The organism is Bradyrhizobium sp. CW1, assembly GCF_023100665.1.
In the GTDB taxonomy this organism is placed as follows: Bacteria; Pseudomonadota; Alphaproteobacteria; order Rhizobiales; family Xanthobacteraceae; genus Bradyrhizobium; species Bradyrhizobium canariense_D.
Map to the genome: position 1 here is coordinate 7,593,321 of NZ_CP064684.1, position 13,569 is coordinate 7,606,889.

12 protein-coding genes are annotated in these 13,569 nt (G+C 63.4%); 7 read left to right on the plus strand and 5 right to left on the minus strand.

The genetic code is table 11. From position 1 onward, the window contains the following. Positions 1-117 precede the first annotated feature (117 nt). From IVB54_RS36365 to IVB54_RS36375, 3 genes are all read left to right on the plus strand, one after another. A complete protein-coding gene (locus IVB54_RS36365) occupies positions 118-930 on the plus strand; it encodes an MBL fold metallo-hydrolase (protein ID WP_018458182.1) in 813 nt (270 codons plus the stop codon). 62 nt (positions 931-992) lie between these two features. Continuing rightward, a complete protein-coding gene (locus IVB54_RS36370; RefSeq protein ID WP_018458181.1) occupies positions 993-1,514 on the plus strand; it encodes a hypothetical protein in 522 nt (173 codons plus the stop codon). A gap of 116 nt (positions 1,515-1,630) precedes the next feature. Further along, entirely contained in the window at positions 1,631-2,680 is a 1,050-nt protein-coding gene (locus IVB54_RS36375; protein ID WP_018458180.1) for an amidohydrolase family protein, read from the plus strand. A gap of 96 nt (positions 2,681-2,776) precedes the next feature. Here IVB54_RS36375 and IVB54_RS36380 read toward each other — a convergent pair whose 3' ends face one another. Continuing rightward, on the minus strand, positions 2,777-3,232 hold the full coding sequence (locus IVB54_RS36380) for a cupin domain-containing protein (RefSeq protein ID WP_018458179.1): 456 nt from the start codon (positions 3,230-3,232) through the stop codon (positions 2,777-2,779). A gap of 234 nt (positions 3,233-3,466) precedes the next feature. Between IVB54_RS36380 and IVB54_RS36385 the strand changes: the two genes are divergently transcribed. Next, positions 3,467-3,859 carry a hypothetical protein gene (locus tag IVB54_RS36385; protein WP_026233519.1) on the plus strand — a complete coding sequence of 131 codons (393 nt, stop codon included), beginning with the start codon at positions 3,467-3,469 and terminating at the stop codon, positions 3,857-3,859. Here IVB54_RS36385 and IVB54_RS36390 read toward each other — a convergent pair whose 3' ends face one another. Both IVB54_RS36390 and IVB54_RS36395 read right to left on the minus strand, forming a co-directional pair. Further along, positions 3,860-5,116: an aminopeptidase gene (locus IVB54_RS36390; RefSeq protein ID WP_018458177.1), complete on the minus strand. Its 1,257-nt coding sequence runs from the start codon at positions 5,114-5,116 to the stop codon at positions 3,860-3,862. A gap of 113 nt (positions 5,117-5,229) precedes the next feature. Next, entirely contained in the window at positions 5,230-6,591 is a 1,362-nt protein-coding gene (locus IVB54_RS36395; RefSeq protein WP_018458176.1) for an adenylosuccinate lyase family protein, read from the minus strand. Between the two features lie 420 nt (positions 6,592-7,011). Between IVB54_RS36395 and IVB54_RS36400 the strand changes: the two genes are divergently transcribed. Continuing rightward, positions 7,012-8,571, plus strand: coding sequence for a winged helix-turn-helix domain-containing protein (locus tag IVB54_RS36400; protein WP_018458174.1), 1,560 nt, complete (start codon positions 7,012-7,014; stop codon positions 8,569-8,571). A 43-nt stretch (positions 8,572-8,614) separates the two neighbouring features. On the opposite strand, the gene IVB54_RS36405 is transcribed toward IVB54_RS36400, so the two are convergent. Both IVB54_RS36405 and mddA read right to left on the minus strand, forming a co-directional pair. Then, positions 8,615-9,037: a GFA family protein gene (locus tag IVB54_RS36405; protein ID WP_026233518.1), complete on the minus strand. Its 423-nt coding sequence runs from the start codon at positions 9,035-9,037 to the stop codon at positions 8,615-8,617. A 229-nt stretch (positions 9,038-9,266) separates the two neighbouring features. Beyond that, positions 9,267-10,052: a methanethiol S-methyltransferase gene (gene mddA, locus IVB54_RS36410; protein ID WP_018458172.1), complete on the minus strand. Its 786-nt coding sequence runs from the start codon at positions 10,050-10,052 to the stop codon at positions 9,267-9,269. 134 nt (positions 10,053-10,186) lie between these two features. Here mddA and IVB54_RS36415 point away from each other — a divergent pair, with 134 nt between their 5' ends. Next, positions 10,187-11,737 carry a winged helix-turn-helix domain-containing tetratricopeptide repeat protein gene (locus tag IVB54_RS36415; protein ID WP_247776971.1) on the plus strand — a complete coding sequence of 517 codons (1,551 nt, stop codon included), beginning with the start codon at positions 10,187-10,189 and terminating at the stop codon, positions 11,735-11,737. Between the two features lie 265 nt (positions 11,738-12,002). Next, positions 12,003-13,553, plus strand: a complete 1,551-nt coding sequence (locus IVB54_RS36420; RefSeq protein ID WP_026233516.1) for an ABC transporter substrate-binding protein — start codon at positions 12,003-12,005, stop codon at positions 13,551-13,553. Positions 13,554-13,569: the final 16 nt, after the last annotated feature.

Below are 13,569 nucleotides of genomic sequence, written 5' to 3' on the forward strand. Positions count from 1 at the left end.
GGCGCGAATCATAGGGCGGCGTGACGGTGCGACACTGACGCGCTGTTGATCGCGCGCTGTTGGCCACGCGCTGCATTGCAAGCTAGACTTTCCCCTGAAGTCATCGGGGATGAATTCATGCGACGACTGGTTTCGGCCGCTCTGGCGCTGTTCGGCGCATTCCTCTCACCTGCCATCGCCCAGCAGTCGCAGCGCAGCGAATGCTTGGCGATGGCGAATGCTGCGCCGCGCCTCATGTCGGTCGCGTTCAGGCAGGCGGCGGCTGCGCCCGAGGTCGAGATCACCTATGCCGGCCATTCCACCTATTTCATCGACACGCCCGGCGGCTTACGCATCGCCACCGACTATAGCGGGGCCTACCAGGTGGGCCGGCTGCCCGATGTCGTCACCATGAACCGGGCCCACAGCACGCACTACTCTTTATATCCCGACAAGCGCATTCCTCGTGTGCTGCATGGCTGGGGCGAGGACGGCAAGCCGGCCATCGTGTCGGAGCGCATCGGCGACACCTTCATCCGCAACGTCACGACCGACATCCGTCGCTATTTCGGCGACGATGCCGGCGCCGACATGATCCGTGACGGCAACTCCATCTTCATCTTCGAGGTGGCGGGCCTCTGCATCGGCCATCTCGGCCATCTTCACCACAAGCTCGATGACAGCCACTTCGCCCAGATCGGGCGGCTCGACATCGTGATGGTGCCGATCGACGGCACCTACACCATGTCGCTCGACGGCGTCTCCGAGATCACCAAGCGGCTGCGCGCCTCGGTGGTGCTGCCGATGCACCGCTTCGCCACCCCGCTCGACGATTTCATGCAACGCATCGGCCAGCAGTTCGAGATCGACCGGCGCATGGAACGAAGTTTCCGGATGTCCCGAGATGCGTTGCCGTCGAAGCCGACGGTGATCATCCTCGACGGGGTGTGACGCAATTTTCTCCAAGTCGGCTGCCGGCCGGTCGTGCTGATCTCCCGCAAAGGGAGATCGACATGACCGACTTTGCGAGATTATTGCACGCGGACGGACCGAACCCCCAGCACGCGGCGGCACTCCAGCTTTATGGCCGCTTCGTCGGCGATTGGGACGCCGAGATCACCGCCCATGGACCCGATGGAACGAAACACACCGCGCCCGGCGAAATCCATTTCGGCTGGGTGCTGGAGGGCCGCGCCGTGCAAGACGTCTGGATCATTCCGCGCCCGGCCGGCAGCCCGGCCTTGCCGATCGCCGGCAATTGGTACGGCACGACGCTGCGGGTCTACGATCCGACCATCGATGCCTGGCGGATTTCATGGTTCGATCCCGGCCGCTGCATATTCCGCCAGCAGATCGGCCGTCCACGCGATGCCGACATCGTGCAGGAAGGCACGACCGAAGCTGGCGACCTGACGCGCTGGAGTTTTACGGAAGTCACCGAGGATTTCTTCCACTGGCTCGGCGAGGTCAAGCCGGCCACCGCAACCGATTGGCGGCTGGTGGTCGATGTGAGGGCGAAGCGGCGCAAGGGTTGACGCCGGCGCCGCTGTACCGCGATGACGGGCGCGATTGCGCAACGCGCGTTGGTGCATGCGAGGACGAGGTGCTAGGCTCCCAAAACAAGAAGCATACATCAAGGGAGCGCACGCCGATGGCTGCAAGCGGTTTGCCCGCCAACACGAGCGGGCTATTCGTCGAGCCGCGCGAGGACTGGCTCGCGCTGCATCAGGAGGAGATCATCGATCCCTCACGGCCGATCGTCGATCCCCATCACCATCTCTGGAATCGCGGGCACCGCTATCTGATCGAGGAGATGGCGGCAGATATCGCCTCCGGCCACAACGTCATCGCCACCGTCTATGTCGATTGCCGCTCGATGTATCGCGCGCACGGGCCGGAGGCGTTCCGGCCGGTGGGCGAAGTCGAGTTCGCCAATGGCGTCGCCGCGATGAGCGCCAGCGGCGGTTACGGCAAGGCCGCGATTTGCGCCGGCATCGTCAGCCACGTCAATCTGCTGCTCGGCGATGCCGCACAACCCGTGTTGGAGGCCGAGATCGCGGCGGGCAACGGTCGCTTCCGCGGCATCCGGCATTCCTCGGCCTGGGACCAGGATCCTGCTGTCGCCGGCATGTATGCGAGCCGGCCGCAGGGATTGCTGCAGGACCCGACCTTCCGCAAGGGCTTTGCCTGCCTCGCGCCGCTCAACCTGAGCTTCGACGCTCGGCTGTTCCATCCGCAAATCGGCGAGCTGACCGAGCTCGCCCGCGCATTTCCCGACACCAGGATCGTGCTCGACCATTGCGGCGGCCCGGCCGGAATCGGCCGCTTTGCGGGGCGACGCGAGGAGGTGTTTCCGCAATGGCGCGCCTCGATCCGGGAGATCGCCAAATGCGAGAACGTGGTGGTGAAGCTCGGCGGGCTCGCGATGTGCCTGCTCGGCTACGACTTCCATTTGCGCGCGAGTCCGCCATCATCCAAGGAGCTTGCCGCGGCGTGGCGGCCTTACATCGAAACCTGCATCGAGGCGTTTGGACCCGAGCGCGCGATGTTCGAGAGCAACTTCCCGCCGGACAAGGGCCAGTGCAGCTACCAGGTGATCTTCAACACGTTCAAGCGTATCGCGGCGCCCCTGAGCGAGACCGAGAAGACGGCGTTGTTCTCGCAGACCGCGAGCAATTTCTACCGGCTCGATTTGCCTTAAAGGGATTGGCACCATGACGAGAACAGGGGCCGGGATGTTGATCCCGGCCCCTGTTCCGTCGTGACCGCTGGGAAGCGTCCTTGAACTGTTTGAACTCTAATTTGCGCCCATCAGCGAGGCCGGACGGCGCTCGCCGGTGGCGACGAAGATCTTCTTGAGCTTGTTGACGACGCGGATCAGGAAGCCGATCATCACGGGATTGGTCTTGCGGCAGAAGGCGATCTTCTTGACGTGGCCTTCGACATGCCATTTGGCATGCGCGCCGTCGCGGAAGAAGATGACGTCGCCCGGGCCGTAGCGCTTCGGCGGCATGCCGTCGCTTTCGAGCACGATCGATCCTTCCATGATCATGATCGTCTCGTCGATATCGTAGTACCAGTTGAAGCGCCCTTCGGTGCAGGCCCAGATGATGGTCGAAGCGGTGCCGTCGGCGCTGGTGGACAGGATGTGCGAGCGCGACACCGGATTGCCTTCGATAATCCAGGACGGCTCGATCGGCCGCAGCTCGAGATCTACATTGCAATGACTGATTTCAATCAATGTGCGCGACATCTGTTTCCTCGGGGGATAAAATATGACCTGCCCGGATCTCGGCCCGGATTGTTCAAAGATGGCGGGAACGCTAGTAGCCGATTTTTAATTCTTTCTTACGCAGGGCCCGACAATCAGCCGCAAGTTGCAGACGCGAAACGGTTAACGTCGCAATTTCCCTGCAATTTCGAGCACATGAACCCTTCTTTTCCGGGGTGCGACAAAGTGCGCGAAGCATCTGAAGGAGCCATGCCGATGCCCCTCACCCCGGAGGTTCTCAAAGCTCATGGCGAGGTCGTCGCCTGGCTCGGCAGCCTCGATGTCTCCTTCGCAACCGAAGAGGAGCCCTGGTTCACCGTTGACGGCATCGAAAGCCCCGGGCAGATCGGCGGTGACCTCCATGAGATGCTTCGGGCGGCGGATGCGCTCGAGGCGACACTCGACGACGAGGACGACGTCAACGAGGCCCCCGAGCAAATCCGCAGGGGCCTCGACCTGCCCGAGGCGAATGATCCGGTCGGTGCGCTCTACGATGCGGTGGCGGCCTCCGACGCCGTCGTGCGGGCCACCGACGGCAGCCCGTTCACGACGTTGTTCAACCGCTTCAGCATCGACAACAGCCCGATGCTGCGCAACCCGGCTGCGTAGTTACTTCGCCCATTCGCCCTTGCGAAACACCGGCACTTTGCTGCCGTCGGCGAGAATGCCGTCGATGTCGGTCTCGGCCGAGCCGATCATCCAGTCGATATGGATCAGGCTCTGGTTGCCGCCTTGCGCGGCGATCTGCTGCGGCGTGAGCTGCGCGCCGTTGACGAAGCACTTCGAGTAGCACTGGCCAAGCGCGATGTGCGAGGCAGCGTTCTCGTCGAACAGCGTGTTGTAGAACAACAGTCCGCTCTGCGAGATCGGCGAGGAATGCGGCACCAGGGCCACCTCGCCGAGACGGCGCGCGCCCTCGTCGGTATCGAGCACCTTGTTCAGTACCTCCTCGCCGCGCGAAGCCTTCGCATCGACGATCCTGCCGTCCTCGAAACGCACCGCGATCTTGTCGATCAGCGTGCCCTGGTAGGACAGCGGCTTCGAGCTCACGACATGGCCGTAGACGCGCCGGCAATGCGGCGTGGTGAAGACCTCTTCGGTCGGGATATTGGCGTTGCAGCTGATGCCGTTCTTGGAGAGCGAAGCGCCGCCTTCCCATTCATGGCCGTCGGCGAGCCCGATGGTGAGGTCAGTGCCCGGTCCCGAGTACTGGAGCGCGCGGAAACGCTGGCCGTTGAGCCAGTTGGTGCGCTCGCGCAGCACCGCATTGTGGCTCGCCCAATTGGCCGGCGCGTCGTCGCGATCGACGCGGGACGCCGCGAAGATCGCGTCCGCGAGCTTGCCGATCGCGACCTCTTCAGGATCGTTCGGAAAGACTTGCTTTGCCCAGGATGGGCTTGGATACGCAATGATGTTCCAGTTGGTATCGAAATTGACGATCTTTTCCAGCGCCGGCTGATAGGCCATGGAATTGGCCTTGCTGGCGCGCGCGACCTTGGAAGCATCTTCGCCCGACAGCAGCATCGGATTGTCGCCGACGATGGCGAGACGGGCGGTGTTGTTGGAGAACGCCTTGGCCATGCCCTCGTAGAGCCAGTTGGCGGCGCGATCGAAGCTGTCGTCGTGGCCGTGGCGGTAGCGCGCCAGCGTCATCTCTTCGTCGGAGAGAATGGGCGTCACGATGCCGGCGCCGGCCTTGTAGGCATGCACGGCAATCCGCCGCACCAGCGGCAACGCGATCGCAGGTGCCGTCAAGAGCAGATCCTGGCCCGGCCGCAAGCCCAGGCCCACCTTCACCGCCACCTCGGCCAGCCGGTCGAGCTTCACGGGATCGATGGGAGTGGAGGTGATGCGTTGATCAGTCATGCCGGGTCCTCTGCCGAACGTCTCTTGCTCAATTTAAGTCTAGCATCGCGAGACACAAGTGCGCGAGTGCCTTGCGACACCCCAAAGATACGCAGTTTCGCGCATTTTGGTTTTCAACGCGTTGCCGATTTCAGCACCCGGTCGACCATGGCGGGAGCAAGGCCGAGGTAATTTTTCGGTGATGTCAGCGCCTCGATCGTGGCACGGTCGATTCTGACAGAGACGCGGGCGTCGGAAGACAGCGCGTCCGCCAGCGTAAGACCTTTCTCATTGGCGAGCCGGCAGGCATCATAGACCACGTCATGGGCCTCCTGCCGTCCGATCTGCGGCGCAAGCCCCATCATGACGGCTTCGGCCACGATCAGACCGCGGCTGACGGCGAGATTCTCGTTCATCTTGCTTTCATCCACGATGAGGCCGGCGAGCGCGAATTTCGCCTGGTGCAACGCGCCGGCGGTCAGCACGAAGCTCTCGGGGATCGCCATCCATTCGGCGTGCCAGGGCCCGGTGGCGCGCTCGAAATCCTGCACCATGGCATCCAGCATGAGGCCGGCATGCTGGCGCACCGCCTTGGACGCCGCGAGCATGAGTTCCGAGGAGATCGGGTTGCGCTTCTGCGGCATGGTCGAGGAAGCGCCGCGTCCCTTGACAAAGGGCTCATAGACCTCGGCGAATTCGGTCGAGGCCATGATCATGATGTCGAGCGCGATCTTGCCGAGCGAGCCGGTGACCAGCGCCAGGAAATTCACGGCCTCGGCAAAACCGTCGCGTGCGACGTGCCAGGTCGAAGCGGGGACGCCGAGCCTCAGTTCGGCGCAGAGCGCTTCCTGCACCTCGAACCCCTTGTCGCCGAGCGAGGCCAGCGTGCCGGCGGCACCGGCGAACTGACCGACCAGGACGCGCGGCTTCAACTCACTGATCCGCTCGGCGTGGCGGTCGAACATCGCGAGCCAGATCGCGGTCTTGTAGCCGAAGGTGACCGGCAGCGCCTGCTGGAGATGGGTGCGGCCCGCCATCGGCGTGTCGCGGTAGCGCCTCGATAGATCGGCGAGGATCTTGCGCAAGCCCGCGATGTCCCGTTCGACGATCTCAAGCCCTGCGCGCAGTTGCAACACCACGGCGGTGTCCATGATGTCCTGCGTGGTCGCACCCCAATGCACATAGCGGCCGGCATCGCCGCATTGCTTCACCATCTGATGCACCAGCGGCAGGATCGGATAGCCGACGACATCGGTCTCCTGCCGCAACAGGTCGAAATCCAGCGCGGCAACATCGGTCCGCGCGGCGATCTGATCGGCCGCGTCCTGCGGAATCACTCCGCATCTCGCTTCCGCCTTCGCCAGTGCCACCTCGACCTCGGCATAGCGCGCGACCGTCGCGATATCGGAAAACACCTCCCGCACCTGCGGCGTGCCGAAGGCATCGCGGAACAGCATGGAATCGAGCACGGTGGTCGAGGCATGAAAAGCGGGCATGGGCGTTTCTTCGTGGTTGGTGTTTTGTGTGAGGGCAGCTTACGCACACGGAACTGTTCGGCAATGGACATTCACTATTCGTCACACATTCGATGCCGTCGCGAAGGCCAGGACAACGTCGGCAGCTGCCGCACGCCATTGCCTCAACACCGTCATTGCGAGGAGCCCTTGCGACGAAGCAATCCACGCTGGCTCCGCGGCGGCAGGCTGGATTGCTCGCAACGACGTGAGGAAATCGCGACAATCCGGCCGAAACGGCTTTATTCTAATCCAGGTTGCATTCCTCCCCGTAAACTGCATGCCTGCCATCACGCGATCGTGGTGAACCGGGCAGGCCCCTCGGCGGACTCACAGACATCAGCCGAAATCCGTTTTGCTTTCATTATTGCCCGATGTTGCCTTGAGGTCTGAGTTTTCGACGTGCAGTTTCTGTTCCGGGATCACCTGCTCGATACCGACTTGCGCGAGCTGAGCCGCGAGCAGGTTCCCGTTGCCGTGGAGCCACAGGTCTTCGATCTCGTCGTCCACCTCATGGAGAACCGCGATCGGGTGGTCAGCAAGGACGAGCTGATCGACAAGATCTGGCACGGGCGCAGCGTCTCCGAATCCACGCTGACCAGCCGGATCAATGCGGCACGCAAGGCGGTCGGAGACAGCGGCGCGAGCCAGGCGCTGATCCGCACCATCTCACGCAAGGGTTTTCGTTTCGTCGGCGACGTCGAAACCAAGCGTGGGGCAACCGCGCCGGAATCCGATTTCGAAGCGAAGCTTCTACGGGCCCCGCTGCCGCTACCGGACCGCCCCGCGATCGCGGTGCTGCCCTTCACCAACATGAGCGGCGACCGCGAGCAGGATTATTTCTCGGACGGAATCAGCGAGGACATCATCACCGCGCTGTCGAAGCTGCGCTGGTTCTTCGTCATCGCGCGCAACTCCTCCTTCGTCTACAAGGGCCGCGCGGTGCACATGAACGAGGTCGCGCGCGAGCTCGGCGTGCGCTACGTGCTCGAAGGCAGCGTGCGGCGGAGCGGCGATCGCGTGCGTATCTCCGCGCAGCTCAACGACGTCTCGACCGGCAGCCATCTCTGGGCCGAACGCTACGACCGCGAGCTTGCCGACATCTTCGCGGTGCAGGACGAGATCACCGAGGCGATCGTCGCCGCGATCGAGCCGCAGCTCTATACCGCCGAGAGTTTTCGCGCCCAGCAGAAGCCGCCGGGAAGCCTGGATGCCTGGGACCTTGTGATGCGCGCATTGTCGCATTACTGGCGCATCACCCGCGAGGACAATGCCGCCGCGCAAGGACTGCTCGAAGAGGCCGTCGCGCTCGATCCCGCCTATGGCAAGGCACTCGGCCTGCTCGCAACCAGCCACATCTTCGGCGCGCATATGGGCTGGTCCGACATGGCCCCGACCGTGCCGGTCGCCGAGCGCGCCGCGCTCGCGGCGGTGGAGGCCGATCGCGAAGATGCCTGGGCTCATCATGGTCTGGCGTATGCTTATCTATTCCGCCGCCGCTTCGACGACGCGCTGGCGGAGTTCGAACTGGCGCTGAACCTCAATCCGAACTTTGCGATGGCGCACGCCTTCTATGGCGTGACGCTGTGCTACGCGGGACGATGGCAGAACGGCGATGTCGCGGCGCGCCGCGCGCTGCGGCTGAGCCCGCGCGACCCGCTCGCAGCAATCTATTGCGGCGTCGCGGCCTATGCCCGGTTCATCGGCCGCGATTACGAAGGCGCCGCACAGATGGCGCGCGAGTCGATGCGGCAGCGCGCCGATTTCGTCGGCGCGCATCGCGTGCTGACGGCCGCCGCCGGTATGTCAGGGGATTCCGCGCGCGCGGCTTCCGCCTTGGAAGGCTTGCGCCGCGCCCAGCCCGGCATCTCGCTGGCCTGGATCACACGCGAGCTGCCGATGCTGCGGGACGAGGATCGCGAGCATTATCTCGAGGGATTGCGGCGCGCGGGGATGAGGTAGCTAATTTCTCGTCTCCCGCTTGCGGGAGAGGAGAAGGGCGCCGCTACTCCTGCATCATCTCGCCGCTGCCGCCGAATTCGGCCGGGAAATCCTTGAGCTTGGGCAGTCCGTCGCGCATTGGCAGCACCGTCTCGGCGTAATTGACGTGGACGCCTGGTGCAAACGCGAGGGTGGGGATGGTGGCAGTGAAGACGTCGATCAGGCCGAGCGGCGGATGGTTGGTCATGAGATGACCGCCGCACTTCTTGCAATATTTGCGCTGGCTGAGCGGCGTCTTCGCAAAGGTCTCGACATTCTCTGCACCTTCGCTGATGCGCACGGCTTCGGGCTTCCACAGGCTGAAGGCGTTCACCGGACCGCCCGACCACGAGCGGCACGAGCTGCAATGGCAATAGCCCATCGCCTCCGGTGCACCTGTGACCTCGATCGTGACTGCGCCACAGAAGCAGTTTCCAACATGTTTCATTAGGTCGTCTCCGTTGATGATGGTTTAGATTCCTCCCCCCGCTCCTGTTTGCCGAGAACTCGGCAAAAACGAATGCGGGGTCGCGACGAGCTTTGCTCGCACTGATAGCGTCGGGGTGAGGGGGATTCACCCCGAGAAACGTTGAAGGTTGCGTCCGGCACGATCCGTTACGCGCCTCGGCGCCGCCGCGCATCCTCCTTTCGGCGGACGCGACGGAACGACGCGCAAGCTATACCGACTTGCGCCAGGGAATAAGCATCGACACCCGTTGTTTGTACTGCCGGTACTCGTCGCCGAAGAGATCGACGAGGTCGTGCTCCTCCAGCGCGATGCCGACGAAGATGTAGGCCGTGGTCACGGCGGCGAACAGCAGATGGCCCGCGGTCATGACCGGCGCCGCCCAGAACGCGATGATGAAGCCGAGATAGATCGGATGACGGACAAACTTGTAGAGCAGCGGCGTCTTGAATCGCGGCGGCGACGCCTCCTTGCCGACGAGATGATTGGTCACCTGATGCAAGCCGAACAGCTCGAAGTGATTGATGATGAAGGTCGAGGTGAACACCAGGACCCAGCCCGCCAGCGACAGCGTGACGATCGTCACAGCGATATCCGGATTCGCGACGTCCCATATGACCGTGGGCAGCGGACGCCACTGCCAGAACAGGAGGAGCAATGACAGGCTCGCAAACAGCACATAGGTGCTGCGCTCGACCGGCTTGGGGACGTACTGCGTCCACCAGGCCTTGAATTGCCGGCGCGCCATTACGCTGTGCTGGACCGCAAACAGGGCCATCAGGAGCAGATTGATGATGATGGCCTCGGCCACGGGCGTGTCGGTCCCGGTATCGATGGTCTTCGGCACCACCAGCCCCATGACGAAACCGATGGCGTAGAGAATGGTGATGAAAAACACGAGATACGCCGCAATTCCGTACAGAAAGGCGATGAACTTGAAAATGCGTGAGCCCGCAACCGGGCCGATAGGATGAACCTGATGATCAATTTGGGTCATAAACAGCTCCGTTGTGCCAAAACGCCGGCACTTCATTGGTCGCTGCACCATGCCGCACCGGAGGTCCCAAGACTTTCGCGGACGGTTGATTTTCGCCTGAGACGACTTTGATTTTTGCTTGAGACGACAAAAACGTGCGATTTTGCTTTGAAAACAACGTGCTCGACGGCGACCTGCGGGAACTCACTTGCAGCGGAGCCGCTGTGCCGTTGCAGCCGCAGGTGTTCGATCTCCTGCTCTATCTGGTGGCGCAGCGCACGCGTGTGGTCAGCAAGGATGACCTGATCAGCCAGATCTGGAGCGATCGGATCATCTCGGATTCCGCCCTGAACAGCCGGATCAACGCCGCCCGCAAGGCGCTCGGCGACGATGGCGCAAGCCAGCGGCTGATCAAGACCATTCCGCGCAAGGGTTTTCGTTTCGTCGGCGAAGTCCGGGAAGAAGTGGCAGCCACGACTGCGCCCGCGCAGCCCGTCGCTGCCCTGCCGCGCGTCCTGACGGACCGTCCGGCGGTCGCGGTGCTCGCTTTCGAGAACATGAGCGGCGATCCCGCACAGGACTATTTCGGCGACGGCATCAGCGAGGACATCCTCACCGCGCTGTCGAAGCAGCGCTGGTTCATGGTGATCGCCCGCAACTCGTCCTTTACCTACAAGGGACGCGCGGTCCACATCCGGCAGATTGCCGAGGAACTGGGCGTCCGCTACGTCGTCGAAGGCAGCGTGCGCAAGTCGGACAACCGGGTGCGCATCACCGCGCAGCTCAACGACGCCACGACGGGCAGCCATCTCTGGGCCGAGCGCTACGACCGCGAGCTGGTCGACGTGTTCGCCGTGCAGGACGAGATCACGAATGCGATCGCTGCGGCGATCGAGCCGCAGATCCATGCGGCGGAAAGTTTTCGCGCCCATCGCAAGCCCCCCGCGAGCCTGGATGCCTGGGATCTCCTGATGCGGGCGCTGTCGCATTACTGGCGCGTGACGCGGCGGGATCACGAGACCGCACGGGCGCTGCTAGAACGCGCGGTGGGGATCGACCCGAACTACGGCCAGGCGCTGTCGGTGCTCGCGGCGAACCACATGTTCGGCGGGCATCTCGGCTGGGCCGAGCTTGCCATGGTGGCGCCAGCGGCGGAAGCCGCCGCGCTCGCCGCGGTGCGCTGCGACCATGAGGATGCCTGGGCGCACGCCGCGCTCGGCAGCGTCTACTTCTCGACGCGAAGACTTGCCGACGCACTGTCCGAGTTCGAGCAGGCGCTCGCACTCAATCCGAACTTCTCGCTGGCGCAGGGCTATTACGCACTGGCGCTGTCCTATGCCGGGCGGCCGAAGGATTCATTCGAGGCAGCGCAGAGGGCAATGCGGCTGTCGCCGCGCGATCCATCCCTGGCGATCTATCACGGCATCGCCGGCTATGCCCGCTTCACCGAGCGGCGCTATGCCGAGGCCATCGCGCTCGCGCGCGAGGCAATCCGTCATCGCGGCGACCTTACCGGCGCCTACCGCGTGCTCGCGGTTTCTGCCGGCATGACCGGAGACGGCGTGCTTGGGGAGATGGCGCTGGGCGAGCTCCGCCGCACCCAGCCCAACATCTCGCTGCACTGGATTTCGACGCAATTGCCATGGGCCAATGAGGCCGACCGCGAGCACTATCTGGAAGAATTCCGGCGGGCGGGCTTGCGCTAGACGATCCTCACGCCGGGTCCGCGTCGCGCTTGCGGCGCAGATGGACGGATCGCGCGGCGCTGCGGCGCCGGATTGGCTGCCAAACGCCACAACAGGACGCGCTGTACATTTTTTGTGCGAACACTGTCGAGACTTTCATCTTGCGGCGCCGAACGAGACTGTGTGAGCCTCGATCCCGGATGGGGACTGGGATGGGCCGGCCATAGCTTTGCGCGCCATGACGTGCGAAGCGTTTGCGGCTGGTCTCGCTTGAGAAAGATACGACATGTCAAAACGAGTGTTGCTTGGTGTCCTCCTGGCTTGCGGTCTCGCGGCCCCGGCGCTGGCGCAAGACCCGAAAGCGGGTGGAGCGATCAATGCCGTGATTCAGCCCGAGCCGCCCGGCCTGATGCTGGCGATGGTCCAGAACGGCCCGGTGCAGATGGTGTCGGGCAACATTTTCGAAGGCCTGCTTCGCTACAGCCCCAAGCTCGAACCGCAGGCCGAGCTCGCCGAGAGCTGGAGTGTCAGCGAGGACGCAAAAACCTACACATTCAAGCTCAGGAAGGGCGTGACCTGGCATGACGGCAAGCCCTTCACCGCCGCCGACGTGCTGTTCTCGCTCGAGATGCTGAAACAGACCCACGCGCGTGCCCGCAACAATCTGGCGCAGGTCGACAAGGTCGAGGCTCCCGACGACTACACGGTGGTGTTCACGCTGAAGCAGCCGTTCGGCCCGTTCCTGGGCATCTTCGAGGTCGGCTCAATGCCGATGGTACCCAAGCATCTTTATGAAGGCACCGACTGGAAGACCAATCCCTACAATAACGCCCCTGTCGGCACCGGCCCCTTCATGTTCAAGGAATGGCAGAAGGGCTCTTTCATCCGCCTGGTCAAGAACCCGAACTATTACGAGAAGGGCAAGCCCTATCTCGACGAGATCTACTGGCAGATCATTCCCGATGCCGCGGCGCGCTCGGTGGCGTATGAGACCGGCAAGGTCGACGTGCTGCCCGGCGGCTCGGTCGAGAATTTCGACGTGCCCCGGCTCTCCAAGCTGAAGGACACCTGCGTCACCGGCGCCGGCTGGGAGTTCTTCTCGCCGCTGGCCTGGCTGTGGCTCAACAACCGGCAGGGTCCGCTCGCCGACAAGCGGGTGCGGCAGGCGGTCATGTTTGCGATCGACCGCGAGTTCGCCAAGGACGTGATCTGGAACGGGCTCGGCAAGGTCGCAACCGGCCCGTCGGCCTCGACCATCAAATACTACACCGACGACGTGCCGAAGTACCCTTACGATCCCGCCAAGGCCAAGGCGCTGCTGAAGGAAGCCGGCTACAAGGGCGAGAAGATCCGCCTTCTGCCGCTCGCCTATGGCGAGACCTGGCAGCGCTGGGGTGAAGCCGTGAAGCAGAACCTCCAGGACGTCGGCATGAACATCGAGACCATCGCCACCGACGTCGCCGGCGGCAACCAGAAGATCGGCGACTGGGACTACGACATCGCCTTCACCTACCTCTACCAGTACGGCGACCCCGCGCTCGGCGTCGGCCGCAATTACGTCTCCAGCGCGATTGCCAAGGGCCAGGTGTTCAACAACGTCGAGGGTTACTCCAACGCTGAGATCGACAAGCTGTTCGCCGAGGGCGCGGTGGCAACGCCGGACTCCAAGCGCAAGGAGATCTACGAGAAGGCGCAGAAGATCCTGGTCGAGGACGTGCCGGTGGCCTGGATGCTCGAGCTGCAATTCCCGACCATCATGCGCTGCAAGGTCAAGAACCTGATCACCACCGGGATCGGAGTCAACGACGGCTTCAAGGATGCATGGCTCGACAAGTGAGGGCTACCTCCGTCAC

Coding starts and splice junctions, on each gene's coding strand:
- IVB54_RS36380 (WP_018458179.1), bottom strand. CDS start 3,232: ATGTCGCGCACATTGATTGAAATCAGTCATTGCAATGTAGATCTCGAG.
- IVB54_RS36420 (WP_026233516.1), top strand. CDS start 12,003: ATGTCAAAACGAGTGTTGCTTGGTGTCCTCCTGGCTTGCGGTCTCGCG.
- IVB54_RS36375 (WP_018458180.1), top strand. CDS start 1,631: ATGGCTGCAAGCGGTTTGCCCGCCAACACGAGCGGGCTATTCGTCGAG.
- IVB54_RS36405 (WP_026233518.1), bottom strand. CDS start 9,037: ATGAAACATGTTGGAAACTGCTTCTGTGGCGCAGTCACGATCGAGGTC.
- mddA (WP_018458172.1), bottom strand. CDS start 10,052: ATGACCCAAATTGATCATCAGGTTCATCCTATCGGCCCGGTTGCGGGC.
- IVB54_RS36385 (WP_026233519.1), top strand. CDS start 3,467: ATGCCCCTCACCCCGGAGGTTCTCAAAGCTCATGGCGAGGTCGTCGCC.
- IVB54_RS36365 (WP_018458182.1), top strand. CDS start 118: ATGCGACGACTGGTTTCGGCCGCTCTGGCGCTGTTCGGCGCATTCCTC.
- IVB54_RS36390 (WP_018458177.1), bottom strand. CDS start 5,116: ATGACTGATCAACGCATCACCTCCACTCCCATCGATCCCGTGAAGCTC.
- IVB54_RS36370 (WP_018458181.1), top strand. CDS start 993: ATGACCGACTTTGCGAGATTATTGCACGCGGACGGACCGAACCCCCAG.
- IVB54_RS36395 (WP_018458176.1), bottom strand. CDS start 6,591: ATGCCCGCTTTTCATGCCTCGACCACCGTGCTCGATTCCATGCTGTTC.